Origin of the sequence: Exiguobacterium sp. CH10, assembly GCF_018617635.1 — a bacterium.
In the GTDB taxonomy this organism is placed as follows: Bacteria; Bacillota; Bacilli; order Exiguobacteriales; family Exiguobacteriaceae; genus Exiguobacterium; species Exiguobacterium aestuarii_A.
In genome coordinates this window covers 102,173-128,691 of sequence record NZ_JACSKO010000001.1, presented here as the reverse complement: position 1 = coordinate 128,691, position 26,519 = coordinate 102,173, and the positions used below count along the sequence as shown (strand labels likewise).

Below are 26,519 nucleotides of genomic sequence, written 5' to 3'. Positions count from 1 at the left end.
ATGAATGAATCATGTGGTACGAGTCCGATTGTCGGGTTTCGATTCACACTGAGCCCGATGACAGACGATTTTGTAGGGACAATCAAAGGTGCACTAAAACGAACGGATCTGTCAGGTGTGTGGAGACATACGGATGACGTGTCGACGGTCATCCGTGGACGAGTCGAGCATGTGTTTGACGTCGCTCGAACGGTGTTGAGTCTTGCTTCGGAGGAAGGGAAGCACGTCTCGATGAGCGGAACGTTCTCTGTCGGTTGTCCAGGAGATTCGACGGGAGATGAGGCACTCGAGACTCCTAGCGAACCATCAAACGGTGCATCAAGAGACCAGTATGTGTCTTCGCAGTTCGCACTCTATCCGATGGGTGCTGACAATTACATGGAGCTTATCTATGAGGAAATCGAGCAAGCAAAACAAGCTGGTGTCTATAACGAGTCGATGCATTATGCATCAGGTATCCACGGGAATTTAGATGCAGTGTTCTCATACTACGAGGCGGCCTTTAAGCGGACGCGTGAAAAGAACCGACATGTTGTCATGACGGTGACGTTCAGCGTAAATAGTCCGTCACATGGAGGGCGACATGCTTAAATCGTGGAAATTGAAAGAAGTCGTCCTTGTTTCCGTATTATCTGTTGTCTTCGCGGTCGTCTATTTATTGTTCGTTCATATCGGTAACTTGTGGGCAGGGTTGATCGGACCCATTGCCTACGAGTGGATCTTTGGCATCTGGTTTATCGTATCGATTATCTCGGCATACATCATTCGTAAACCGGGGGCGGCATTCATCTCAGAAGTGATGGCCGCAACGATTGAGATGTTGATTGGGAATGCCATTGGGCCACGCATCATCTTGGTCGGCATCGTACAAGGTTTAGGGGCAGAAGCCGTCTTTGCGATGACGGGCTATAGACGTTATGAGCTATGGGTTCTTATGCTGGCCGGATTTGGGTCGGCTGTCACGAGTTTCGTCTATACATATTTCATGAGTGGGTTCACGATGTTAGAGCCAGGTTATGTGGCGACGATGTTCGGGCTGAGAGCCGTCAGTGGGATGGTCATCGCTGGAATCGGTGGGAAGTTGCTCAGTGACCTATTGTTGAAGACAGGATCACTTCGCGGTTATGCGATTTCACGAAGTGGAAACGTCCATGGTTGAGACAGAGTCACTTCATTTTCGATTCCCAGAAAGTTTAGATGCGATTCTTAAGGATGTCACGGTATCGGTTCGGCAAGGTCGTACGATGTTATCTGGTGCGAGTGGGAGCGGGAAGTCGACACTTCTCGCGCTATTCAACCGTCTCTATCCGGAGAATTGTGACGGAATCCTTGATGGCAGGCTCGAACTACTTGGACGAACATACGACGACTATGCACCTGGCGAGATTAATCAGCGGGTCGGAACGGTGTTTCAAGACCCGGATACGCAATTTGTCATGGAGCGGGTGGAAGAAGAACTGATCTTCACACTTGAGAACTTGTCGACACCTGTCTCAGACATCGAACAACGCGTGACGGAAATCCTCGAATCGTTACAGTTGAGTGACTATCGAAACCGCAAAATCGATTCGTTGTCAGGCGGGCAGAAACAGCGGATTGCTGTTGCGTGCGCTCTAGTCGGAAGACCGGAATGGCTTCTGCTCGATGAACCGTTGACGCATCTAGACCCAGTGACCGCGGAAGAATTTGTAAAATGGCTCGACAAGATGAAAGACCTGAATGTCATTGTCGTCGAGCATCGTCCCCATCTATGGGGAGATTACTTTGACTGGCATATTAAGTTAGAGCGAGGGTGTGTCGTTAGGAATGAATCATTCCGTCCGGTCGAGGATTTTGCATTCGTGAAGTCGAACGCGTCACTCTCAGCTATTCAACGCTACAAGGTTAAAGAGGTCAGACGTGATTCGTTTCAGCTCAACGAGACGATGCTCCACGTCCGGGCTGGAGAAGTGATTGCCATTCTTGGACCGAATGGGAGCGGGAAGTCGACATTTTTAAGAAGCTTAACAGAACACGATCATCGGGTCGGACTCGTGCCACAATCACCAGAACATTTATTTTTTATGAACTCCGTTGAGCGAGAGTTGCAGTTTGGTCACGAAACATCAATTGAGACCGTGTTATCTGACATGGAGCTTCATAATCAGAGATCCCTCCATCCGTTATCCCTAAGCCATGGCCAAAAACGGAGGCTCGCAGTTGGAATCCAGTCGCTATCGAGTAAACAGTTGCTTGCATTCGATGAACCGACTGCAGGTCAGGACGAAGCGTCACTCCATGCACTCGAGGCGCTGATGAAGCGGCATGCGGAACAAGGGCAGACCATCCTGTTCGTAACCCATGACCTATCGTTCGCCAATATCGCCAATACATTCTATCTGATGAAGGACGGGGAACTTTCAGGACCGTTCGGGGATGAACTATGGCAGAACACAGAGATGCTCCTTGATTATCGATTGAAGGGGAGGGGAGAACGATGTCACTCCATGACATGAATCCGACGGTGAAATTTGTGACATTGACGCTCATCATGTTCGGTCTGGCGCTGTTTTACAACCCTTGGACCCCGCTCGTCATCATTGTCGGTACGCTACTGATTCAGCTGGTGGCAACGGACGTATCGTGGAAGAGATGGGGAATGTTCTTGATTCCATTTCTAATCACAGCGGTCGGTACGTTTTGGACGACGCTCGTGTTCGGGAAAGACCTAGGGGGGGAGACGTGGATGACCATACTCGGTCAGGACATCACAGTTGAAGAGAGACGCGTTGCCGTTGCCCTTAGTCTTCGTGTCCTGGCGTTCACGGTCCTCTCTCTTCTTTTCATGATGACAACGGATTCAAAGCGATTCGTTATGAGTTTGATGCAACAGGCGAAGTTATCGCCGACAATCGCCTATAGTGCCCTTGTCGGGTTCCGTTTCATTCCTTTGTTGCAGCGTGAGCTACAGCAACTCCAATATGCGCATCGGCTACGTGGTGTATCTCTCGATACGAAATGGGAACGCCTTCGGCACGTTCCGAAATTACTGTTGCCACTCCTTGCAGGTTCGATCCGACGGGCCGAACGCATCGCCTTTTCGATGGAAGCGAGAGGGTTCACGAGTGGGAAACGAACGATTTTTGACAAGATCGAGATCAAATCAAGTGATTTTGTTTGGTCAGGTGTGTTACTCACGTTATTTGGAATCGCCATCTGGGCGGGCATATAAAAAAGGAAGGTGACTCACATGGAGTCATCTTCCTTTTTCGTTTCCTTCACAATCCGAAACTTTGGTTTTACCGATTCATTGTTGAACGCCTCGAGTACCGTGTTCTCGTTGGCCATACGAATCTGTTGCGGTTCGCCTTTAGCAGTCGTACCGATACAGTACATATTCGACTCGTAATCGGCAAAGAGCGATTTATAGGATGTCGCATGGTGCATCAATCGACCAGGCGAACCCCAACCGACGATGATCATCCCGCCGCTCGCCTCCACCTCTTGTAACGTCTCTTCGACATAGTGATAATTCGTCTCGTCGAGCTGCGATTCCACATATGGAAGATTATCATTGATGGCAAGTGTTGGCACGAGACTGATGACACGCATCTCCCGAACGGGTTGCGACAAATGATTTTGCATCAACATATAAGCACGTTGCGTTGTCGTACCTGATAAAAAGGCATCGCTCATGCGCGGTGAATAGATGATGACGGCACAAATCACTCCATCCTCGACATCCGTGAACTCATACGTTCGCAAATAACGTTTCGTTTTGTCTTCGTTGAAAATCGATTTTACGCGGATGGTTACTTCTTCTATATGCGTATTCATTTCCATTCCTCACTTTTTCATGTAAGCATCAGCCGAGTGTCTTAAACCACTCGACGTATCGAATCGTATAATAGGCGACATGTTGGCTGAAGGTGTCCCGCTCATCCGGGATGACCGTCACACTTGATTCATAATTCTCATAGTATGTCATGACATCAGTGACATACTGCTCACTTCGATTGTACTCGAAGATGGCGTTCCGTATCGATGTGACTGAATCTGTCTTTTTCCCGCCGTGTTCACTTAAATAATACGCCGCCGTGTGGGCAGAATCAACAAGACTATGCGGGTCTGCCTTGCCATCGCCATTTCCGTCACGCCCGAGACCTCCGTATTGATCGATTAAAGCCAGATCTGTCAGATCGACTTCGTCTTCTGGAACATCGCCTTTTTGATCATCCGTATCATATTCCCAACCTAGCCAAGTGCGAGGCATAAATTGAAATGGTCCGATTGCGCCAACAGAGGAGCGCATCGAAGAACTGTGCGAGAAGATCGTCTCGACGCGATGTACAGCAGCAAGCAGACGCCAATCCACGTCGTATGCCTCCGCGGCGTCCTGATACACAGCGAGATTAGCGTTCGGTACACCGTGCTCGCCATAATAGGTTCGATACAATCCATTGTTTACTTTATCATGTTGACCGAGCCAGCCAATTGCACCGAGCAAAAGCACGAGTACAATGATGAAACCGGTCAGTCGCAGCATCATACGTTTCAAGATACCGCCTCCTAGCTTTTAGACAATACCCGAATAGTGTAGCATATAGCTAAGAGGAAGGACAGGAGTGGATATGGATGCTCGAACGATTGATTTTCACGGCAATTATTGGATACATGTTGATCGTCCAAATCTTTAACGCAAAACTGATTCGTCCATTGATTGAGACGAAAGGACGGACGTGGGTATACGACCAAACCGTTAAATCAGCATGGGGACTGACCTTGTTGATTGTAGCTCTCATTTTTTTATTTCAAGTACCGCCATCTGAAGTAGGTTTGACATTTTCGCCAGAACCAGGCAACGAACAAGCATGGCAAGTCTTTTTCCTATCATGTATTCTCGTCACAGTGACACTCGTTTTTTATTTGTTAGTCAAGACCTCATCCCGACTACGACGTGTCCTACGCCCGTACTATGAGCTTGATTTAGAAAAGCTCCTCCTGCCTAGAACGAAGAAAGAGGAACAGGAATGGAGTGCCGTCTCGGTCACAGCAGGTGTGACCGAAGAGTTCATCTTTAGAGGTGTTCTACTTTATACGATCACACTATATATCGATGGGTCGAACGTCACTCTTGCACTGATGGGTGGAGCACTCTTTGGCATCGCGCATGCCTATCAAGGCGTCAAAGGAATCATGACGACGGGCATTGTCGGATTCGGTCTTGGTCTCCTATATCTAGGTATGGGTGTCTTATGGCCGGTCATGGTCTTGCATGTATTGCTTGACTTGATTGCTGGACCAATCCATGTCGATGCAAAAAGCGATTGACCGCGCCTTCATATGCAGGGGCGTCCTTGATCATACAATCTGTATGTTCTGCTCCGTCAATCAAGAGCAAATCGTTTTGGCGGTTCAACGCGTTCATCTCGACTGACATCCACGTCGGGACGAAATCATCTTTTGAGCCGTGTACGAATAAGATTGGGGTCGTCGTTTCAGTGACGGCCTTTTTCGGTTGTACTTGCTTCATGGTGAACCCGGCACGAGACCATAAGAAATAATTGATTCCGGGAAGGAAGAGCTCTGCCGGTATCCGATGCAATTCTTTCAATTGGTATCGCATCAATTGTCCCATATCGTCAAACGGACATTCTGCGATGACAAAATCGACGTCTGTGAGCGGAGTCGTTTGAAGGACCGTCGCTGCACCCATCGAGACTCCGTGAAGACCGATTTGTTCGACTGTTTCATTCGTTTTCAACCATTCGACCCAATCGATCATATCGATTTTTTCATGATATCCGTAAGAAGCATAAACGCCTTCGGATTCCCCATGTGACCTTAAGTCGACAGCGAGCAAGTTATATCCGAGACGATGGAACATGGCGAGATGAGGCGCCATGAAGCTATGTGAAGCGGTATAACCATGTACAAACACAATCCATTTCGTCGAGGCGTCATTCCGATAAATTCGACCATAGAGTCGATAATCGTCCCTCGACTGTATGGAGACGTGTTCAAATGGGACATCATGATAGAAAGCACGGTCCTCTTCCGTGTATGGAGCAAGTAACATCTCCGGTGTTTTCCGTTTCCCTCGAGTCATCCGTTTGAAAGCATAGTAGCTGATTGCGTAATAACCAGTGAAAAGTGAAGCTAATCCGATTTGCCATTTTCGTTGCATATGATCGACTCCTTTCAACGTAATTGTACCCGAAATGAAGAGAAATCGTGCTGTTTTATGACGTAAGTTTGGCTCTTACGTGCCATAACCTTAACGTCTATATAACGATACTCTTCTCGCATCACATAAGGATACACGCTATGATCGTTAAACAATCTATAAAGGGGATCGGAACAGTGATGGAACGAGCGGATAGCTATCGAATGATTCAATGTGTGTTGAGTAATCCGAATGGAACACTCGAAAGCGGTGTGACCTTTAGATGGACATATGACGGCGACGAACGAATCGTCGGTCTCGTGTTTGATTTGTTGCTCGATCGTTATTTTCTACACAACAAAACGAGCATACACACCGAGGTTCAGGAAATCGCAAGGTCGACGGGATGTCGACCAGAAGAGGTCGTCCGTGCGTTTGCCTGTCTCTCGGGTATACGACTCGAATCAAATCATATTGCAGAGCGGTTCATGACCATTGAAGGTGCCAAAATCTCTCGGCAGGGGGGAATCGGGGTCACCGTACGTTTCGGTGGCTGGCTCACGTATCAGCTTCAACAAATCTGTCAACGTGAACCGATGCTTAGCTATTGACCTCAGTCAATGTTCCATCGATGACACGCAGTACACGATCACATACATCGAGCATACGTTCATCGTGCGTGATGACGACGACGCTTCGTCCTTCACGATGTGCTTGTTGTGACAGCAACTCCATCACACGCCGTCCGTTCTCGTAATCTAGACTTGCCGTCGGTTCATCCGCCAAAATGAGTTGTGGCGAGTTAATCAAGGCTCTAGCGACGGCGACGCGTTGTTTTTCTCCTCCAGAGAGTGTCGTCGGGAGATGATGTAATCGATGTTCTAATCCAAGCTTCACTAGCAGTTGTTTTGCGTCGGCATCCTTATTTTCTTGAATGAGCTCGAGCTGTTCGAGCACTGTCAGATAAGGGATCAGATGTGCTTGCTGAAATACGAAACCGACTTCATGTAGTCGGAGAAGCCGTCGTTGTTCTTCATCCAAATCAAACACATCTTGTTCATTCATGGAGAATGTTCCTTGATCTGGTTTTCGGAGTAGACCTAGAATATATAACAACGTACTCTTCCCGCTCCCACTTGGACCGACGATAGCGATACATTCTCCGGGTGATACGTGTAAATTGATATCGTTCAGAACGAGCTGACCATCGAATTGATGGGATACATGCTCTAGTCTCATGATGCTTTCCCTCCTATAATTTCAATCGCGTCGATTTGGCGAAGCTTCCAGAGCGGAAGGAATGCACCAAGAATCGATAAGATGATGAACATGGAACCAAATAGAGAAACGTGACCGATATCGACGATAAATGGCATCGACGATGGAATCACGGCATCAGCGATATACATAATCGCGATGGACGCCGCGACAGCGGATGATACGATGACGATGACTTGGAAGAACAATGCCTGTCCGATGATTCGTGGGGAAAGACCGATTGCTTTCAAAATACCGAGTTCCGGTAGCTTTTGTAAGGTGAACAGATAAAAGAATGCGGTCAAAATAAAGGTTCCGATGACCAGTAAGAATGCCCGCATCATCGTAAATGTGCTCTGCTCGGCGCTATAACCGGGAACAGATTTAATGATTTCCTGTTGACTCATCGTGAGTGTATCGGATGCCGAAGCATGTGCTCCAATCACGGCAGATACATATGGACGTTGTTCGGAATATCGTAAATAGTCGAACCACGTTTCATTTGTCGTATAGAGGACGGGGCCATGGCTGTATCTTCCGAGGGCCTCACCAGCGATTGTAAAGTCATACGCTGACACGAAGTCGGTCAAGGTATCACCAATCTTCACGTTCTCTGAAAGGCTAGAATCGAAGACCACTTCACCTTTTTGTAGACTTTCGACTGGCCCAATCTTGCTCCCGCTAGGAAGGGCGAAGAGGGTCACCTCCTCTTTCTTTCCATCAATTGTGACCGTGAGCGGGCGGACACTCATCGTTTCAGTTGAAGCATCAGTTGGGACGTCCAAAAAGGAGCGCGTTAACTGACCATCTGAATCTTTGTCCAGTCTATACGTTGAAACGTTCAATTCGTGTAGGGCAGAACCGTTGTCATATGCTAGTCCGTCTGCAAGCCCCGTGATCAAGGTCGTTAACATGACGATCATGAGCGTGATCACGAACAGCATCGAAAACTTTCGTTTTTGTCGCCACATCTCTTTCCATCCTAATTGCATAAAAAAACCTCCTTCAAGTTCTATGAAGGAAGTGTAATCGTTCAATGTGAACGGAATATGAACAGCGTCAAAAATGAAGGTGGAACGTCGTCCCGATTCCTTTAGTCGATTCGAGGGTGATCTGTCCACCGTGCAAGGCGATGATGTCTGATGTGATGGCGAGGCCTAACCCGGTTCCCTGAGTCGTTCGTGCGGCATCGCCTCTGAAAAATCGGTCAAATACATGACGTTTCGTCTCCTCATCCATTCCGATTCCTTCATCGATAAAGGAGACACATATCCGAGGATTGACGGTGCATGTGATTCGGATTGTTCCACCATCGTTTGAGGCATGAATGGCATTGACTAATACATTGTTCCACACTTGTGCGAGGAGGACGGGGTCACTCTTCAATTCGACATTAGAAGGGATGTCGGTCATGACGGCAATCCCTTTTTGGTCGAGCAAAAATGCGTTCATCTGTATGACCTCTGAGATAGACTGTAACACGTTCACATCCGACGCAAGGGTCGGTGGATGCTCATCTAGACGAGATAACAGTAAGAGTTGTTTGGTCAATTGAGATAAACGTCTCGTTTCTTGTTCGATGACGCGTGCGTATTCTTTTGATACACCATCGGTATCATCAGCCAACTTTTCCGCATAGCCGACGAGTGACGTCAAAGGTGACTGAAACTCATGAGAGACGTTTGAGACGAATCGACGTTGCCGTGCTTCGGTCTGCTTGATCACATTCGTCATCTCTTGAAACTGTCTCGCTAACGTTCCGATTTCATCTTTTCGTTCAATAGGGAGATGTTTCGGCTCTAGTCTCATGGCCACGTCCGTCGTCGCGGCTGTGAGCGTTTTTAACGGTCGAACGAGTGAACGAGTCGACATCGCAATCAAGCTGAACGCGAGAATGGTTACGAGTGCGAAGAACATACCGACGAAAAGGTGAAGCTCTCGGATTTGGGCACTCAGGTCAGGTCGAATGAATACGACATCCCCGTTGTCGAGTGTCCATCCGTACGTATTCGTCAATTCATTATCAAACAACCCTAAAAGGAACAGGTGAAATGGGAAATCACGCATTCCTTGATAAGGTGTGCCTTCACGGACAGATGAGATCACATCGACAGGAATCGATTCATCTCTAAACGAACCACCATAACGCGATCGTGTATTTGTCGAATTAATCACAACCAATTGGTAGCCTGTCGCAGCCAAAAACGAATAAAATGCGTCTTCGTCTGCATCGGTATGTTCCGAGAAATAGGTCGACGCCTGTTTTGCGATCGTCTCAGTCTTCTCACTATAGGAAGGTTGCCACCACGTATAGTAAGCGACATTACTGATCAATAACGAAATGGCTCCAGAAATGAGCAGAATAAAAAACATGGTGAGAATGATTCGAGTATATAATGTCTTCATTTCAATACCTCGAGTGAATATCCGACACCGCGCACTGTCCGAATCGAGAGTGCAGGGTGGTCGAACCTGTGACGAAGTCGTTTGATGTGCACATCGACGGTTCGTTCATCTCCTTCGAAATCAAATCCCCATACGAGCTCAATCAACTCTTCGCGACGATATACCCTGCCTGGGAATGAAGCGAGCTGAAACAATAACTCAAACTCTTTTTTGGGAAGATAGAACAATTGGTCGTCGAGCTTCACTTCATATTCGGTTAAATCCAACTGTAGCGGTCCTGCTTGAATACGCGAAGCAGAAGAGCGGTTATAACGCCTTGAAACGGCTTGTAATCGGAATAGTAGTTCCTCCGGGATGAACGGCTTTGTCATATAGTCATCTGCCCCGTGCTCAAACCCTTGACGTTTATCTTCCCATTCGCCGAGTGCCGTCAATAAAATGACAGGAATATCAAGTTCCGTTTTCAGGCGGCGACACAATTCCCGACCATCTATACCTGGTAGCATTATGTCGATAATTGCTGCATCAATCGACTGAGTCATATATAGCTGCTCGCCTGAGTTTCCGTCTGTTGCAATGAAAACATCGTGACCTGCATCTTCGAACGTCTCTTTCACAAGACGTAAAATAGAAGGATCATCTTCCACGATGAGTAAACGCATGTCAATCGTTCCTTTCCTTAAAACTATACACGCGAAACGAGGTGACCCATACGAAGTCACCTCGAGTCGAATCAGTTCAATTGTTTCGTCATTTCCTCGTGCAAGGCGCGAAGCGCACGGATAAATGCATCTTTGAAATACTTATCTTCTTGTGTCTCTAATGTCTGAATCGCTTTTTGATCGCCCGTTGATGCTTTTAAGAGCAGATTCACAACTGTTCCCCAACGTTTGACGTGTTCTGGTCTTGGATGATTAAGGGCGGTTGTCAACGTGAACCAATACGGTTGATCGCGACGTTGAAGGGTGGCAATCATTTGTTTTGCAAGTAGAGCCTCTTCTTCGGAAGGAAGGGTCGCAGTCGCGAACCATCCGAGTAATGAGGCACTCATCGATTCGAGTTCTTGCTTCATCGACTGTTCCATCGGCAAACGTCCGAAATCCGTGACGTTGACAAACACTAAGCGGTCTTTAGGATCGATATGAGTGACCCATCCCGTGATCGATTTCATTTTGTCCCGTTCTTTAGACTGTGCCTTACATGTATACCCTTGTTGTTTTCCGATATAAATACGGAACTGCCCCCGGTCGACATGTTTGTCCACTTTGAACTCAATGTCTTGTCCGACTTGAAACGGCTGGTTCCGTTTATTCAGCGTCTGTCCTTTTTTCAACTCAGGTCGTTTCGAGATGTGACGCAGCGCTTCTTGTTCGGTGCGGTCATCCAACGTCCAAAGGTTGTGGGGCGTCACATTTTTGAAACGATGGCGTCGAACATAAATATATTGGTCAAGCGCGTCAATCGCGTCTGCGGCAGGTAGTGTACCATTCAAATAGTCATCAGCGATGTCTCGTAACGTGAGTGATTCGAGACGGTCGATATATCCTGCGTATGGAATCGTCTCGACGACATATAAAGCGGTCGCAATCAATTCACTTTCGCGAGGGGTCAACGGTCGTTTGGCCATGGTGCACTTCCTCTCTAGATTCATACGAATAGTATATCAAAAACCATGCAATCGTTGCGAATTCAACTGAGATTTGGAAAATCATGTGGAATGGACAGGATTTCCACAGCTCATCACGAATAGTATCGTGTAGAGAATCGGATGAAGGAATGAAAAGTGAGGTGAGACGATGAAGCTCTCCATCGAACCTGGTGATTATGTTGTCTTGATTGAAATCAATAAAGAAGTATTAAAATGTGTCTCCCTCGAAGAAGCGGATCAGGCAGACCGGATCAGATACGAACTAGTCGGACGAATGAGTGAGCGGTTACCAGCTGAAGTCATCGTCCCGTCCATCATCGACTACATTCGCTTTGGAAGTGGATATATCGGTGATCGTATCGTCTGGGATGCGGAAACAGAGTCTTTTTTTTGTCAACAGTTCGAGACAATCGACGGCTCTCCGCTCGGGGAAGATTTAGAAGGATTTCGTCCTGACCCAAGTCGAGTTGAACTGGCGCGGTACTATACGTATTTGACCATCGGACGAATTGTTGAATATGATATGTTGCATCCTGATGAACCGAGCTATTGGTAAACTTGTCGACAACTTTTTATTCAAAAAAAGGGAAATCTAATCCAAAGTTTGAGATAATGAAATCACTTTATCAGTTTGGAATGGAGCGGAAGGAATGAAAAAGATTGCCCTTTTGACAGCGATTGCGCTGTTATTGCCTGTAGGTGTGGATGCAGCGAAACCCGTCGTGCTCGAGAAACATGGCTACGTTGTCTCAGAGCCACGTATTACGAATCAATATTATGTACGACAAATCGGAACAGACCTGGCGTGGAGTAAAACGAGAGGTGCCTCAGACATCGTCGTGGCACTAATCGACTCATCTGCCGACCGTAATCATACTGATTTAAAAAATGTTCCACGCGTCGTGAATTCGATGAAAGGTCCCTATAGCGCAGATACTCATGGGACGCATACAGCCGGCATCATGGCAGGAAAGCATAATCGTTTTGGAATTGCCGGACTTGCCCCGAACGTGCGATACCATTTTTATAATGTTTTCTATGGAAGAAACTCTGAATATACAGATTCATGGACGGTTGCAAAAGCTGTAGATACAGCCGTGGCAAAAGGTGCAACGATCATCAATCTATCACTTGGTGGAGATGACTATGATCGTCGCTTAGCTGAGTCCATTAAACAGGCGAGAGCCAAAGGTGTGATCGTGGTCGCATCTTCAGGTAATGATGGGATGACTAAAACGTCATTCCCGGCAAACATGAAAGAAGTGATTGCTGTCGGTGCGATTGACTCTCGTCATCAAGTTGCTGATTTCAGCAACATGGATGCGAGTGTAAAAATCGTTGCTCCTGGTGTGAATATTCTCTCACTCGGGGTCAATAATCGTTTTATTTATATGGACGGTACCTCTATGGCCGCACCGATGGTCACAGCGAGTCTCGCGCTCGTCAAATCAATCAATCCATTTTTAACACCTGACGAGGTGGATGCCCTGATCGCGAAAATGCCACGTTCTCAAGGGAAAACGTATACGGAGTTGAATACATTAAAACTACTCGATGCGACCCCTCGACCATTGACACTGAGTACTGATTCTACTTGGAAGCAACGCTATATCACCGATGTGAAACTGAATGTCATGCAGCGTCCGACAATCAAAACGACGTATGGACTGTATATGGGTAGTAAGAAAATTAAAACGTTAAGTCCGAATACAAACTTTACGATGTTTGCATATGGTGATTGGCTACCGAGTGGGCAGTATCGACTTGTCGCCCAAATGACCGATGGAAAATACAAACGGTCTACGAGTAAGACGATTGATTATATCAATACGGTCAAAACGTCCATCTCCGTTGATGCGGCAGATGCTCAGACGTTCTCTTTACAGACCACTCGTAAAGGGGTCGTCACCGTTCTCGATGCGGATGGCAACAAAATGTATGAAGCTCTCCATATCGCCGGAACATTCCCGGTGAGAGGAGATACGACAAAACCGTTGACGGTGATTCTAAAGCCGACAGATGTGCGTGAAAAAGTCGTATCGACGAGTTATACACCGCCTGTGGTCGAGGAAGAACCGCCGGTTGCCGAATCATTATAAAGAAAAAAGCCGTCTACTCCGAAAGGAGAGACGGCTAAACTAATTCAATCGATGGTGATGGCCTCTCCACACCAACGGATACTCGCTTCTAATACATTTCCTTGGTCGTCAATATGCTCAAAACTAAGTTTACCATCGCGGATGATTTCGCATAATCCGACACGAATCCGATCACTCCAAGCACGACGCGTTTCATGCGTTTCGTCGAACACCGGAATCGCGTCAGGGAAACGCTCTTCTAAGTGTGCTAAGTTATGATGGTCAAAATGATAAGATCGCTTTGAGAGTTCGTTCGGTGCTTTAATATCGAACGGTTCAAACCCTCGGACGAGACGATTATTTCGGTAGAAGGCGAACACGCCGTTGTTCGGGTGGAGCACTTTAATGTCATCGATTTCTATTACATAAGTCAGACGTTGAATCCAACCGTTTTTTGCATCTTGATGCATCAAAATCCCTCCTTATTCAATGAACACGCCTTATTTTAGCGCTGACTGAATGTAAAATCAAGTTTCGAATTTCAGTTGTCAATCGTCGAAATTTCCGCTACAATGGTTGAAGTGACTATGAGGTCTGGACAATCGCGGGACGCAAGTTTTGAGGAAAGTCCATGCTCGCACAGCCTGTGATGGCTGTAGTGATCGTGCTACACGAAAAGATAAGTGTAGGCAACGCAAGTTGACGGCAGAAGAAACACCTAAGTCCTCGGATATGGTGTACGCTTCTTGAAAGTGCCACAGTGACGAAGTCTGATCGGAAACGTTCAGAGTGGAACGAGGTAAACCCCACGAGCGAGAAACCCAAACTATGGTAGGGGAACTTCCGAACCGGAACCGAACGGGACGGAGGGCGCCGATATGCGCAGATAGATGATTGTCACTCCATCGTGCCAGGGAGACCGCTATGAGCACCGGAGTACAGAACATGGCTTACAGGACAACATAGTCTCAACTAACAACGACAAGGAGTTCAAGCACATATACTTGAGCTCCTTTTTTCATGATTTTTTTACAATTTACAACATGAATGAAAGATTTTAATGTAGAAAGAAGGCGATTGCAGATGGCAAAACGTAAACTGATTGCGACAGCAGCGATGGGGATTGAGGCACTCGTTGCAAAAGAAGTAAGAGACTTAGGATACACATGTGAAGTCGAGAATGGTCGAGTATACATCGATGCGGAAATGGAAGACATCCCACGATTAAATATGTGGTTGCGCACGGCAGACCGTGTCAAACTCGTCGTAGCAGAGTTCAAGGCGACAACGTTCACAGAACTATTCGACGGGGTTGTGACATTGCCGTGGACAGATTTCATGCCGTGGGACGCTGCGTTCACGGTTGACGGTCGCTCGGTCAAATCGAAACTGTTCTCAATCCGGGACTGTCAAAAAATCACGGAGAAGGCAATCGTCGAAGCGATGCAACGTGGCTATCATAAGGGAGGGGAATGGTTACCGAAGTCAGGTGCGAAATTCCCGATTGAAGTCGCTTTGTTAAAAGATGTAGCGACGATCACAATCGATACGTCAGGACCGCTTCACCGTCGAGGCTACCGTGAGTTGCATTCACAGGCACCACTTAAAGAAACGATGGCGGCGGCAATGATTCAATTGACGAACTGGCGTCCAGATATGCCGTTTTATGATGTCTTTACAGGTTCAGGGACACTCGCAATCGAGGCGGCGATGATCGGACGAAACATCGCGCCGGGTATCAATCGCGAATACTTCGCTCAGGACTGGACATGTATCCCGAAAAAAGCGTGGTATGCAGCCATGAACGAAGCGAACGAAAAAGCGGAGTGGGATAAACCGCTCAAAATCTATGGAATCGACCTTGACCCGCGTATGGTAAAACTTGCGAAAGACAACGCGGAACTCGCCGATGTCCGTGATGCGATCACGTTCGTCCATAGTGATGCGGCCGCATTGAAACCGAAAGAGGAGTACGGCGTCATCATTGGTAACCCGCCTTACGGGGAACGACTTCAGTCAGAAGAAGAAATCATCGACTTGTACGAGCGGATCGGCGCACAATATGCGAAGTACCCTGGATACAGCGTCTACATGTTGACGAGTTATGAGGACTTCGAAAAAGCATACGGTCGCCCGGCGACGAAGCGTCGGAAGTTGTACAACGGTAACATCGAAACTCAATATTATCAGTACTTTGGAAAACGTCGTCCACGCCCAAACCGTGACGCGTCACCAAAATCGGAGTCATAAACGAATGACCGTTCTAGCGAGCGGTCATTTTTTTGCTTCCGATGAACAAACTCACTTGTTTCATCATTCAAATAACAGGTTATACATAACATATGTATAATTAGAGGGGGACATGTGATGCAAAAGTATACCGTTGAATATCAATTACACGCGAAAGAACAGAACACTCGGACGGTCGAGGTGGAAATGGACCGGGTGCCAGATTTGAATAATCAAGAAGAACTAAATGCGGCTTACCAGATTGTATCCGACGCGATTCGTGAACCGATCACCAGTTTTGAGATTGTATCTATTACATGAGCCCGAGGCAGTCGCTTCGGGCTTTCTACATATTATTGGAGGAGTGAGTAGATGAAGATGTTAGTAGTAGGCATAGGTGACGTGGCAAAAAAAGCGTATCTGCCTGTATACGCCGGATTAAAAAACGTGAACGTGTATCTTGTCTCAAGAGATGAACAGAAGTTACAGGACATCATATCGACCTATCGTTTTGAAAAAGGATATACGGACCTTCAAGACGTACCGATGACAAAAATCGATGCGGTCATGATTCATTCGACGACAGCTGCCCATTACGAGCAAGCGGAATATTGTTTACGACAAGGGAAGCATGTCTTCATCGACAAGCCGATCACGTTCTCACTTGAAGAGACGGAACGTCTTGTTGCACTTGCGAAAGAGAAGGGTGTTCATCTCGTCACGGGCTTCAATCGCCGATTTGCTACGGCGACAGAGGCGCTTAAACAAGTCGAACAAAAGAACATGATACTTATTCAAAAGAACAGAACGTATAAACCGGCGACACTTCGAGAATTTATCATCGAGGACTTTGTGCACGTCGTCGATACGCTTCGTTATTTGACGGACCTTCATCCTGTCGAACGCTTGTCTGTCACGCCGCGATATGAAGGAGATGTGTTGAAACAGGTGATGATTCATTTTCAGGCGGGTGGAATTGAAGCAATCGGCTGGATGAACCGGGATAATGGTTGTACGGAAGAAGTGATGGAAGTCATGTCTCCATCTGTGAAGCGTGTCACGCGGGACGTCGAACGAGTCATAGACTATGGCGTCGACGGAGTAAAAGAGTGGCCGCTTGATTCGTGGGAGTCGAATTTAAAGCGTCGGGGTTTTATCGACTTGATTGATGACTTTATCAAACTGTTAAATGGGGAAGCGAACAAGTCAGTCCTAGCTGAGGATAGTTTAGAGACACATCGTTTATGTGAAGAGGTTCTTAAAAACGTGCAGTGAACCCGCTGTTTCTGTCAGATTCATAGCGGGTAAAAACCCGATAAAAGGAGGCGATTTCGTTGGATATCCGTGAACTTATTATGCAAATCAATGACTATTTATGGTCGTACCTTCTCATCTTCGTGTTGATTGCAGGAGGTCTTTATTTTACGATTCGGATGGGGTTCGTCCAGTTCCGAATGCTACCTGAGATGTTCAAACTACTATTTGTCAAAGGACTCAAACACGAGAAAGGTCAAGTTTCTTCATTCCAAGCGTTCGCAATCGGTACCGCAGCACGTGTCGGTACAGGGAATATCGCCGGTGTATCGACGGCGATTGCATTAGGTGGTCCTGGGGCCGTGTTCTGGATGTGGCTCATCGCCTTGATTGGAGCGGCCTCGGCATTTGTTGAGAGCACGCTTGCTCAAGTGTATAAAGTGCATGATGGCAAGGCTTGGCGTGGGGGACCGGCCTACTACATCGAACGGGCGCTCGGAGAACGGTGGCTCGGCATCGTGTTTGCGATCTTAATTACGTTTGCGTTCGGTTTTGCCTTCAATTCGGTACAAGCCAACACCATTGCACTCTCCGTGAACAATGTGTTTGAGGTCGACACGGTATGGGTCGGCTTGATTCTGTCAGTCGTCACCGCCATCGTCATTTTCGGTGGAATTCGTTCTATTTCAACACTATCCGGAATCATCGTACCGGTCATGGCAGGAGGCTACATCTTGCTGGCCATTTGGGTCGTCTTGACGAATCTTGATGTCGTTCCGCAAGTCTTCTCGGCTATCTTCTCTGAAGGAGTACTCGGTTTCCAACAGTTGTTCGGTGGTGCGGTCGGTGCGGCTGTCCTGCAAGGAATTCGCCGTGGGTTGTTCTCGAACGAAGCGGGGATGGGGTCTGCACCGAATGCGGCAGCTACGGCAGAAGTCAGTCACCCCGTGAAACAAGGATTGATCCAATCGCTCAGCGTCTTTGTGGACACGTTGTTCATTTGTACAGCGACGGCGATGATCGTCTTGATTTCGGGTGTTGAAGGGTCCGAGTCGTTCCAAGGGATTGAACTGGCGCAAGAGGCACTTCTCGTCGAGATTGGACCGATTGCGACGACGCTCATGACCATCGCCATCTTACTTTTCGCCTTCAGTTCTATTCTGGCGAACTACTATTATGGTGAAACGAATATTGAGTTCATCTCGGAAAAGAAACGCTATCTGATCATTTATCGGATTGCAGTCGTCGGTATGGTCATGTTTGGTTCAGTACGGTCGGCAGGGCTTGTCTGGTCCATCGCTGACATTTTCATGGGACTCATGGCGCTCGTCAACATGTATGCGATCTTCCGCTTGAGTAAAGTCGCGAAGACGTTACTCGATGATTACATGGCCCAGAAGAAAGAAGGGCGAGACCCAGAATTCTTTAAAGAAGGCGTCGATCTTCCCGGAAAAGAACACATCGAGGCGTGGGAAGCGAAAAAAGAAGAAATCAGTTAACCCATATGAGAGTGCTTCCGTTACCGGAAGCCTCTCCTTCATTTTAACAATAATATTTCAAATACCGCATTTATATTATATTAAAGAAAGTAGAGAGTAAAGATGAAACAAGTTTTATCGACAGTCGTCAAGCGTTTTTTTACAGAACGCTTCTTTGATCAAGCTGCCATGTTGGCCTATTACTTCATTTTATCCACGTTCCCGTTCTTATTATTCGTATTAGGGATTGTTGGGTTTTTACCATTTACGAGCGGGGATGTGATTCAAGCGTTATCGCTCATTATGCCTGAAGCCAGTTATCGGCTGTTAGAAGGAAATATCGAAGCGATTTTCGATAACTCTAAATTGAAATTGGCATCATTCAGTATCTTACCCGCACTTTGGATTTCATCGATTGCTGTGCAGTCGTTGGTCCGGGCATTAAACGATGCTTATCGGGCAGTCCGAAATAAGGCGTTTTGGAGAGGTGTCTTGCAAGATATCGCAATCACATTGGCACTCATGTTTGTACTCCCGTTCTCATTACTCGTACCGGTAATCGAAACCGCATTACGTGAAGTGTCTTCATATATTTTGTTCATCGATGAGATCGTCACGACCTATGCCCAGATCTGGTTTTACTTTAGATGGATTGTAGGGACTGGTTTACTCTTTACCGTATTTATCTTCGTTTATAAGTGGTTACCGAGTGTGTCAGGTACATTCAAGAATAGTTGGGCCGGGGCGGCATTTGCGACTATAGGAATCCTCATCGTCTCAAATGTGTTCAGCTACTATTCCCAGTTCGCGAACTACGAACAGTTTTACGGTCAACTCGGAGCATTCATCGTCTTGTTGATTTGGTTTTACCTCGCTGCTTCTGTGATTTTGCTAGGAGGACTCTTAAACGCAACATTAATCGAGAGGAAAGAAAAACTTCGTTAGACGTGCAAATGCTAGTTATCATTTAAAAGAATAGGGAATGGTAACGTAAGGTCACATCATCTAAGCGGAGGTGGGAAACATGGATATGCAACGGCTCGTTCACAATCGTCGTTTCATCGATCAATCATTGTTTTACCTCGCCTTACATCTGTGGAAATGGATTCTCTTGTTACCTGTCTTGTTCTATTTGGATGTATCGTTTCGCCATTCGCCATTCTCTGAGTTTCTGGTCGTCAGTGTCATATTGTATCTCATGTTTCGAGTGATACAATATGTCATCGCCAGTCGTGCTTCCTTCATGGAATTGGTCGAGTTCGGCTACTCAGTGTTGTCACTCGTTCTCGTATTTTCATTTATGATGGAAGTGGGTGCACCACCTGTCGCAGTCGCGATTGTTGGTGCCGCGTACTTGAGTCATCCGATGCTCGCACTACATCATTATCAAAATTTTTCTGAACGTAAATGGCTCAATAAACAATTTCAATTGTTTAGCCCGATGTTACGCCAAGGAGAAGTACCTGTTCACGTCCTCGTATTGACGGAAGATGAAATTGTGATTACTGTAGAGAGTGGAAAAGAGTTTACGTACCGTCATATTTATTGGGGCGGTTTTTATGTAGAAAATGCTTCCTAAAAGGTGGTTACTCAGTTGTTTAGTGGATTCGACAATATCATTGTCATTGTGTTCTGGATTGCGACATTCATTGCGTTCTTCAAAGGTGCATATGACATGTGGCGTGAATATCGGTCGACGAAAGAAAAATCAGTGCTGTATTATTTAATCGTCTTGATTATTACATGGTTCTGGTTCAACCCATATGAACTAGTCGCACTTCATCCGTTCGTTTTGATGGCGTACTATTGGAATCGAAGCAAATGGATGCGTAATGCGATGTTCGTGTTGGTGCTCGTGCCGTTTGTGATTCGTGTCTGGTTAATCGCAGCATCGATGTAATAAAAAAACTCGGTCCCTCTGAAGGGAACCGAGTTTTTAAATTGACCTGGATTATTCTTTTTTCGCAGCTGCCAATTCAGCTTCCATTTCACCGAATTCACGGTTGATACGTTTCTGTTCTTTCTGGCTTGTAAAGTTACTGACAAGTACGATTGCCAACATACTTAAGAAGAAGCCAGGGACCATTTCGTAAAGGACAGTTGAGAGTCCAGTCACGATCCAAAGAATAACGGTGATGGCACCTACAAGAATACCGGCGAGGGCACCTTGACGTGTCATCTTGCTCCAGTAGAGTGACAACAGGATTGCTGGTCCGAATGCAGAACCGAAACCGGCCCAAGCATAACCAACGAGTGTCAAGATTGTACTAGACGGGTTAAGTGACATAAGAGTCGCCACAAATCCGACGAGCAAGACACCGATACGTCCAGCAAGTACCATTGTTTTTTCACTTGCTTCTTTATTAAAGAACTTACGATAGAAGTCTTCTGTCAAAGCAGATGACGTAACGAGCAATTGTGATGATACAGTCGACATGACTGCAGCAAGAATTGCGGCTAACAAGAATCCAGTGATGAACGGGTGGAACAAGACTTCTGAGAATTGAATGAAGACTGTTTCCGGGTCACCGAGTGGATTTCCTTGTCCACGGAAATAAGCGATTCCGACGAAACCTGTCATGACTGCACCAATGATTGATACGGTCATCCAGCTCATTCCGATACGACGTGCTGTTTTCAATGATTTCACATCACGGATGGCCATAAAGCGAACAATGATGTGTGGCTGACCAAAGTAGCCGAGTCCCCAAGCGAGGAGACCGATAATCCCGAGTGTCGTTGTCCCTTTGAAGAGATCAAACAAGTCGGCGTTAATTGTCGTTGCAGAGTTGACAGCAGTGTCTACTCCACCGAGATCCGTTAAAGCAACAAATGGAACGAGCACGAGTGCCAAGAACATGATGACACCTTGTGCGAAGTCTGTCCAACTAACTGCCGTGAACCCACCGAAGAGGGTATACAGTATCACGACACTAATTGTAACGATGACACCTGTCTGATAGTTTAATCCGAATGAGCTTTCAAACAACTTCCCGCCAGAAACGAGTCCAGCTGACGTATAGAACGTGAAGAAGATGATGATGACGGATGCAGATAGGATCCGTAGCCAGTTCGAGTGATCTCGGAACCGATTCTCTAAAAAGTCTGGAATCGTAATCGAATCGTTCGCCATCTCTGTGAAGACGCGAAGTCGTGGAGCAACTAACAAGTAGTTCAAGTAAGCTCCGATGACCAATCCAACGGCTAACCAAATTGCTGATAGTCCAGTTGCATACATTGCACCCGGTAGTCCCATTAACATCCAACCACTCATATCCGAAGCTCCGGCTGACATGGCTGTAACTCCTGGCCCCATTTTACGGCCACCTAACATATAATCTGATGAATCGGTCGTTCGTTTATACGCAACGTATCCGATAAGAAGCATCATCACGAGATAAAGCGCGATTGATACCCATTCTTGCCATAGCATTGAATTACCTCCTATTAAGTTAAGAAAATCTATTTTATCAAACTCGTTCGCGATTGTGTGAACACATCACACAGTCAATAACAAAAGTTGAAAAGGCGAACTTGTGTCTTACCTTACCGAACGATTTAAATGATTGCAAACTGTCACCTTTTCAGAAAAATGGCTCTAAAGCCCATCATATCAACGGATGAGAGTGAAAAATAGACGTTAAAAAGTTTAAATATTCTGAATATTTGAAATGTTGAGGACTTCCTGTTGTAACATTGCTGTAACATTATGTGTCTTTTTTTCAGAAAAAACGAAAAAAGAGCATGGATTTACATGCCCTTTTCTTACATTATTGAAAAGCCTTCTCTTCGACCAAACGCATTGTCGGGAAAGTTTGCCCGGATTTTGCCTGCATTGTGACCAAAATATACGTCTCATTTTGATGTTGCATGATAAACACCATCGTATAGCCCGACTCATCGGTATAACCCGTTTTCGTAGCGGTCACATATTTTGAGTAATGTATACTTCTCTCATTGACGGAGGAGCCGAGGTGATACCACCAGCGTCGTTTGCCATGTCCGTCTTTGTCATTGAATTCAGCTTTAAATTCATATGTACCAGCAATCTCAACGAGTTCAGAATATGTACTAAATGCGTATGCGATTTTTGCCATATCGTTCGCCGTCGTGTAGTGATTTGGATCAGAATAACCGTGAGCATTCACAAAGTGGGTACCTGTCAATCCAAGAACTTTTGCCCGTTCATTCATCAATTGAACGAATGCTTCGGTCGAACCGCTCGTATACTCTGCCAGACTGTTTGCGGCATCATTCCCCGATTCAAGAAGCGTGGCGTATAGCGCTTGACGAACCGTTAATGTGTCACCAATCGCAAGATGCGCGATGTGGCTATCCCAAGGGATGTCGAGTGTTGAAGTCTGGATTGAAATGAGCGGCTGGTCGAGTTCGTTTGCCGCCGATGCTTTCTCGTAAGCGAGTAAAGCCGTCATCAGTTTTGTCGTGCTGGCTGGGAAGACACGGTCGTCAGCATTTTTATCAATCAATATTTCCTGTTTATCTGCATTTACGAAAGTCATCGCGCCGACTGGAATGTCCTCGTTATTGAGTAACATCGTTTCACTTGGATGCCAAGTTCCCATCTCGATGTCAGGGAACACCGGGCCTTGTTTCATCGGTTCAACTTTGGGAGCCGCTGTTTCAGCGGGTGTCGGTGATTCTTTATCCTGCTTAAATCCGACCAATGTCGGGATCAGTGCGACGATTCCGAGCAATACTACCGCTGCAACCATTCGTCGCATGATGTACGTTCTTCTTCGGTGTCTCCTTCTACGGTTCAAAACAAGTCCCTCCTTTAACGTTACTCTATAAAGATAATAGAAAACGTATATTTATTGCGCCGATAAAATAAAGAACTAGGTCAATGATTGATGATGAAACGATGGCGTATCGGGTATAGAGGTAGGAATGCCATTAATGAGAGGGGAATACGCCATGCAACGTTATCCGTTCACGAACTCCATCTGGCGACAACATGACACCGGAACGCTGTATCCACCGTTAACCGCTTCGGAATCATCTGAAGTCGTCGTCATCGGAGCCGGTATCGCCGGGCTAGTCTGTGCCTATGAACTCCAAAAGCGTGGAAAACAAGTAACGCTCTTAGAAGCGTTAGAAATTGGTCACGGAACGACGGGACACACGACGGCAAAGTGTTCTGTCCAACACGGAACGATTTATCAAAAGTTGATTCGACATTTCGATGAAACGACTGCCCGACTTTACTACGAATTTAATGCGGAGGCACTCGTCTATCTCCAAAAACAAATCGATGAAGGATTTGAATGTGACTATTCGATAGAAGACTCATTTTTATATTCAACGGGACCGAGTGAAGAACTGTCTAGAGAACTTGATGCTTATCGACGGTTGAAACTTGACGGGGGAGAGGCGACGGAGGAAGTCCGAAACGTATTTCCTTTTCCGATTGAACAAGCCCTCGTGATTCGAAAGCAAGCACAGTTTCACCCAGTCAAGTACTTACGTGAATTGGCAGATCGATTCGTCCGAATGGGTGGGAAGATTTATGAACAGACGAGGGCGTTAGATGTGAGTCAAGGTCCACGTCCAATTGTAACCACTGCTGCAGGGAGACGGGTTCAGGCAAATCAGGTCGTGATTGCGACCCATTATCCGTTCAATGACCTACGTGGTTTATACGTGTCAAAATTTTCAGTAGAGCGCTCCTATATCGTCGCTTGTGAAACGGATACAGCTCCGCTGAAAGGGATGTATTTAAGTGTTGACCAAAACAGTCGATCGTATCGGTCATATGTAGATGATGGAAAAACGTATTTATTAATTGGCGGAGAAGGACATACAGCGGGACAGGTGACGGACACACGAAATCGTTATGATCATCTTGAGCGCGATGCTCAAGATCACTTTGGAACGAATCGGGCGACATATCGTTGGTCCTCTCAAGACCTCATCACCTTGGACTCGCTTCCTTATATCGGGCAAATGTTCAAACGAGAACCGGATCTTTTTCTTGCTACGGGATTTTTGAAGTGGGGGATGACAAACGGGATTGCAGCGGGGAATTTACTCGCGGATCAACTTACCGGTCAACCGAATCGATTTTCAGAGTTGGTGTCTCCACTTCGGAAAATCGTCAAACCAACTGATGTCGGCTCATTTGTTAAAACCAATCTCGATACGGCGACACAATTCGCAAAAGGGACCGTGGAACGCGTACTCGAACGCAGGGACGTGGAGGACCTTCAACTAGATGAAGGAGGAATCGTGCAAGTGGACCATCAGACAAAAGGGGTGTATCGAGATTTAGACAACCATTGTCACGTAGTCAATCTGACATGCACCCATCTCGGTTGTACGGTGAAATGGAACAATGCGGAACGGACTTGGGACTGTCCCTGTCATGGGTCTCGTTTTGATGCAAAAGGATCCGTCCTAGAAGGTCCTGCGACAAAACCACTTCCCTACAAGAAGCGAGAAGATTTGTAAACTAGTATAGGCAAAGGTTGACAGCTATAATAAAGTAGAAAGAGAACAGAACAACACATAGGGGTGAAGGACAGATGGAACTAACAAAAGAATGGCGTGAACATTTTAAGCAATTGCGTGCGTTCGATGAAGCAATCTCTCTCTTATATTGGGATATGCGTACTCAGATGCCGGAACAGTCGGCACCGCTCCGTGCGGAAACAATCGGATATTTGTCGACCGAGGCGTTCAAACGACAAACGAGTGAGTCGTTCGCTTCTTTACTAGTACGCATGACTGAAGAAGGTGGACTGTCTGATGTCGAATCACGTTCACTTGAAGTTGCAAAAACGCAATATGAACGAAACGCAAAGATTCCTCATGACGAGTATCAAGCATACGTGACGCTCGTATCTGAAGCAGAAACGGCTTGGGAGAAAGCGAAGAATCAAAATGATTGGGACATGTTTGCTCCATATTTGAAAAAGATTATCGGATTCCAACAAAAATTTGCGGAATATTTCGGCTATGAGAATCATCCATACGATGCCTTACTTTATGATTATGAGCCGGGAATGACAGTCAATTTGTTAGATCAGCTGTTCGCTTCTCTCCGAGACGAGCTGGTTCCGCTCATTCAACAGCTTCCAAAAGAGTCGTTCTCTTTGGACTGGTCGATGCCTGCAGACATCCAAGAAAAGATTTGCCATGACTGGATGAACGTCGTTGCATACGATTTGTCCCGTGGACGTCTTGATGCAACGGTGCACCCGTTTGAGATCACGATCAACCGTCGCGATGTACGGATTACGACGAAATACGATGAAGCTGATTTCCGAAATGCCTTGTTCGGAACGATGCATGAGGCGGGGCACGCGACGTATGAACAACAAATCGCCCCAATGCTTGACGAGCTCGGGCTAGGCGGTGGCGCATCGATGGGAATCCATGAATCACAGTCGCTCTTCTTTGAAAACTTTATCGGTCGGAGTGAAGCTTTCTTGCGCCGCGTCTATCCGAAACTCCAAGAACTCTATCCGGCATACGGTGACATCGATTTTGATACGTTCTATCGTGGGGTGAATGAGGCAAAACCTTCACTTATCCGAATCGAAGCGGATGAACTGACGTATAGCCTTCACATCATCATCCGATATGAACTTGAGAAAGCACTCATCCAAGGAACGTTATCCGTAGACGAGCTTCCGGCCGCGTGGAATGAGAAGTATAAAGAGTATCTTGGTCTCGATGTTCCATCGAATGCAGATGGTGTTCTTCAAGATGTACATTGGGCGGGTGGGTCGTTTGGCTACTTCCCAAGTTATGCACTTGGACTCATTTATGCGGCTCAGTTGACGGAGGCATTGAAAGTGGACCTTCCTCAATTTGAGACACTGATTCAAAATGGTGAGATTGAGCCGATCAAAACATGGCTCCAAGAAAACGTCCATCAATATGGAAAACGTCTGACGCCGAATGAACTCATCGAACAAGTGACAGGTCAAGAAATTTCGGTTCAACCACTTGTTCGCTATTTGACAGAGAAGTATCAGACCGTAGGCAAATGAAGCGATTCG

Annotated in this window: 28 protein-coding genes and 1 other RNA gene; 18 read left to right on the top strand and 11 right to left on the bottom strand. The window is 46.5% G+C overall.

All coding sequences use genetic code 11. From position 1 onward, the window contains the following. The 4 genes from KNP04_RS00680 to KNP04_RS00665 are packed head-to-tail and all read left to right on the top strand — an operon-like array spanning position 1 to position 3,211. The gene (locus tag KNP04_RS00680; protein WP_214874448.1) at positions 1–591 is read left to right on the top strand and encodes a Ykof family thiamine-binding protein; all 591 of its coding nucleotides are present in this window, start codon (positions 1–3) and stop codon (positions 589–591) included. Next, the gene (locus tag KNP04_RS00675; protein ID WP_214874447.1) at positions 584–1,159 is read left to right on the top strand and encodes an ECF transporter S component; all 576 of its coding nucleotides are present in this window, start codon (positions 584–586) and stop codon (positions 1,157–1,159) included. The genes KNP04_RS00680 and KNP04_RS00675 overlap by 8 nt, the downstream gene beginning before the upstream one ends. Continuing rightward, positions 1,152–2,495: an ABC transporter ATP-binding protein gene (locus tag KNP04_RS00670; RefSeq protein ID WP_214874446.1), complete on the top strand. Its 1,344-nt coding sequence runs from the start codon at positions 1,152–1,154 to the stop codon at positions 2,493–2,495. The genes KNP04_RS00675 and KNP04_RS00670 overlap by 8 nt, the downstream gene beginning before the upstream one ends. Continuing rightward, a complete protein-coding gene (locus tag KNP04_RS00665) occupies positions 2,492–3,211 on the top strand; it encodes an energy-coupling factor transporter transmembrane component T family protein (protein WP_214874445.1) in 720 nt (239 codons plus the stop codon). Before KNP04_RS00670 ends, KNP04_RS00665 begins: the two co-directional genes overlap by 4 nt. Positions 3,212–3,225: 14 nt before the next feature. Here KNP04_RS00665 and KNP04_RS00660 read toward each other — a convergent pair whose 3' ends face one another. Together KNP04_RS00660 and KNP04_RS00655 are read right to left on the bottom strand one after the other, a co-directional pair. Beyond that, complete coding sequence (locus KNP04_RS00660) at positions 3,226–3,816, bottom strand: DUF1643 domain-containing protein (RefSeq protein ID WP_214874444.1); 591 nt, start codon at positions 3,814–3,816, stop codon at positions 3,226–3,228. A 28-nt stretch (positions 3,817–3,844) separates the two neighbouring features. Beyond that, entirely contained in the window at positions 3,845–4,528 is a 684-nt protein-coding gene (locus KNP04_RS00655; RefSeq protein WP_251129845.1) for a lytic transglycosylase domain-containing protein, read from the bottom strand. 86 nt (positions 4,529–4,614) lie between these two features. Here KNP04_RS00655 and KNP04_RS00650 point away from each other — a divergent pair, with 86 nt between their 5' ends. Beyond that, a complete protein-coding gene (locus KNP04_RS00650; protein WP_214874443.1) occupies positions 4,615–5,310 on the top strand; it encodes a CPBP family intramembrane glutamic endopeptidase in 696 nt (231 codons plus the stop codon). Here the strand turns inward: KNP04_RS00650 and KNP04_RS00645 are convergent. Then, positions 5,243–6,166, bottom strand: coding sequence for an alpha/beta hydrolase (locus tag KNP04_RS00645; RefSeq protein WP_214874442.1), 924 nt, complete (start codon positions 6,164–6,166; stop codon positions 5,243–5,245). The genes KNP04_RS00650 and KNP04_RS00645 overlap by 68 nt on opposite strands. A gap of 140 nt (positions 6,167–6,306) precedes the next feature. Between KNP04_RS00645 and KNP04_RS00640 the strand changes: the two genes are divergently transcribed. After that, positions 6,307–6,756 (top strand): hypothetical protein, encoded by a 450-nt coding sequence (locus KNP04_RS00640; RefSeq protein WP_214874441.1) that lies wholly within the window; start codon positions 6,307–6,309, stop codon positions 6,754–6,756. Here KNP04_RS00640 and KNP04_RS00635 read toward each other — a convergent pair. From KNP04_RS00635 to KNP04_RS00615, 5 genes are all read right to left on the bottom strand, one after another. Then, on the bottom strand, positions 6,746–7,384 hold the full coding sequence (locus KNP04_RS00635) for an ABC transporter ATP-binding protein (RefSeq protein ID WP_214874440.1): 639 nt from the start codon (positions 7,382–7,384) through the stop codon (positions 6,746–6,748). The two genes, KNP04_RS00640 and KNP04_RS00635, sit on opposite strands and share 11 nt — an antisense overlap. Next, entirely contained in the window at positions 7,381–8,394 is a 1,014-nt protein-coding gene (locus tag KNP04_RS00630; protein ID WP_214874439.1) for an ABC transporter permease, read from the bottom strand. Before KNP04_RS00630 ends, KNP04_RS00635 begins: the two co-directional genes overlap by 4 nt. Before the next feature lie 67 nt (positions 8,395–8,461). Continuing rightward, positions 8,462–9,808: a sensor histidine kinase gene (locus KNP04_RS00625; RefSeq protein WP_214874438.1), complete on the bottom strand. Its 1,347-nt coding sequence runs from the start codon at positions 9,806–9,808 to the stop codon at positions 8,462–8,464. Next, complete coding sequence (locus tag KNP04_RS00620) at positions 9,805–10,470, bottom strand: response regulator transcription factor (protein WP_214874437.1); 666 nt, start codon at positions 10,468–10,470, stop codon at positions 9,805–9,807. The genes KNP04_RS00625 and KNP04_RS00620 overlap by 4 nt, the downstream gene beginning before the upstream one ends. A gap of 71 nt (positions 10,471–10,541) precedes the next feature. Then, entirely contained in the window at positions 10,542–11,435 is an 894-nt protein-coding gene (locus tag KNP04_RS00615; RefSeq protein WP_214692535.1) for a hypothetical protein, read from the bottom strand. A gap of 169 nt (positions 11,436–11,604) precedes the next feature. Here KNP04_RS00615 and KNP04_RS00610 point away from each other — a divergent pair, with 169 nt between their 5' ends. Together KNP04_RS00610 and KNP04_RS00605 are read left to right on the top strand one after the other, a co-directional pair. Then, positions 11,605–12,012, top strand: a complete 408-nt coding sequence (locus tag KNP04_RS00610) for a type III PLP-dependent enzyme domain-containing protein (RefSeq protein WP_214874436.1) — start codon at positions 11,605–11,607, stop codon at positions 12,010–12,012. A gap of 94 nt (positions 12,013–12,106) precedes the next feature. Next, positions 12,107–13,555 carry a S8 family peptidase gene (locus KNP04_RS00605; protein WP_214874435.1) on the top strand — a complete coding sequence of 483 codons (1,449 nt, stop codon included), beginning with the start codon at positions 12,107–12,109 and terminating at the stop codon, positions 13,553–13,555. Between the two features lie 44 nt (positions 13,556–13,599). Here KNP04_RS00605 and KNP04_RS00600 read toward each other — a convergent pair whose 3' ends face one another. Further along, the gene (locus KNP04_RS00600; RefSeq protein ID WP_214874434.1) at positions 13,600–14,004 is read right to left on the bottom strand and encodes a hypothetical protein; all 405 of its coding nucleotides are present in this window, start codon (positions 14,002–14,004) and stop codon (positions 13,600–13,602) included. A gap of 120 nt (positions 14,005–14,124) precedes the next feature. On the opposite strand from KNP04_RS00600, the gene rnpB reads away from it, so the two are divergent. The 8 genes from rnpB to KNP04_RS00560 all read left to right on the top strand — a co-directional run bounded on the left by rnpB (position 14,125) and on the right by KNP04_RS00560 (position 20,395). After that, positions 14,125–14,492: RNase P RNA component class B (gene rnpB, locus KNP04_RS00595), an RNA gene on the top strand. Positions 14,493–14,617: 125 nt separating this feature from the next. Beyond that, on the top strand, positions 14,618–15,784 hold the full coding sequence (locus tag KNP04_RS00590) for a THUMP domain-containing class I SAM-dependent RNA methyltransferase (protein ID WP_214874433.1): 1,167 nt from the start codon (positions 14,618–14,620) through the stop codon (positions 15,782–15,784). A 117-nt stretch (positions 15,785–15,901) separates the two neighbouring features. Next, on the top strand, positions 15,902–16,084 hold the full coding sequence (locus KNP04_RS00585; RefSeq protein WP_074034388.1) for a hypothetical protein: 183 nt from the start codon (positions 15,902–15,904) through the stop codon (positions 16,082–16,084). Between the two features lie 51 nt (positions 16,085–16,135). After that, positions 16,136–17,038, top strand: a complete 903-nt coding sequence (locus tag KNP04_RS00580; RefSeq protein WP_214874432.1) for a Gfo/Idh/MocA family protein — start codon at positions 16,136–16,138, stop codon at positions 17,036–17,038. An 80-nt stretch (positions 17,039–17,118) separates the two neighbouring features. After that, the gene (locus KNP04_RS00575; protein ID WP_251129799.1) at positions 17,119–18,516 is read left to right on the top strand and encodes an alanine/glycine:cation symporter family protein; all 1,398 of its coding nucleotides are present in this window, start codon (positions 17,119–17,121) and stop codon (positions 18,514–18,516) included. Between the two features lie 102 nt (positions 18,517–18,618). Then, positions 18,619–19,440: a YihY/virulence factor BrkB family protein gene (locus KNP04_RS00570; protein ID WP_214874431.1), complete on the top strand. Its 822-nt coding sequence runs from the start codon at positions 18,619–18,621 to the stop codon at positions 19,438–19,440. Between the two features lie 79 nt (positions 19,441–19,519). Further along, the gene (locus tag KNP04_RS00565) at positions 19,520–20,074 is read left to right on the top strand and encodes a hypothetical protein (protein WP_214874430.1); all 555 of its coding nucleotides are present in this window, start codon (positions 19,520–19,522) and stop codon (positions 20,072–20,074) included. Positions 20,075–20,089: 15 nt separating this feature from the next. Then, positions 20,090–20,395: a hypothetical protein gene (locus tag KNP04_RS00560; protein ID WP_251129798.1), complete on the top strand. Its 306-nt coding sequence runs from the start codon at positions 20,090–20,092 to the stop codon at positions 20,393–20,395. A 51-nt stretch (positions 20,396–20,446) separates the two neighbouring features. On the opposite strand, the gene putP is transcribed toward KNP04_RS00560, so the two are convergent. Both putP and KNP04_RS00550 read right to left on the bottom strand, forming a co-directional pair. Continuing rightward, complete coding sequence (putP, locus tag KNP04_RS00555) at positions 20,447–21,928, bottom strand: sodium/proline symporter PutP (protein WP_214874429.1); 1,482 nt, start codon at positions 21,926–21,928, stop codon at positions 20,447–20,449. A gap of 337 nt (positions 21,929–22,265) precedes the next feature. Continuing rightward, entirely contained in the window at positions 22,266–23,237 is a 972-nt protein-coding gene (locus KNP04_RS00550) for a D-alanyl-D-alanine carboxypeptidase family protein (protein ID WP_214874428.1), read from the bottom strand. A gap of 193 nt (positions 23,238–23,430) precedes the next feature. Between KNP04_RS00550 and KNP04_RS00545 the strand changes: the two genes are divergently transcribed. Beyond that, positions 23,431–24,963 carry an FAD-dependent oxidoreductase gene (locus KNP04_RS00545; protein WP_214874427.1) on the top strand — a complete coding sequence of 511 codons (1,533 nt, stop codon included), beginning with the start codon at positions 23,431–23,433 and terminating at the stop codon, positions 24,961–24,963. A gap of 74 nt (positions 24,964–25,037) precedes the next feature. Next, entirely contained in the window at positions 25,038–26,510 is a 1,473-nt protein-coding gene (locus KNP04_RS00540; protein ID WP_214874426.1) for a carboxypeptidase M32, read from the top strand. Positions 26,511–26,519 lie beyond the last annotated feature (9 nt).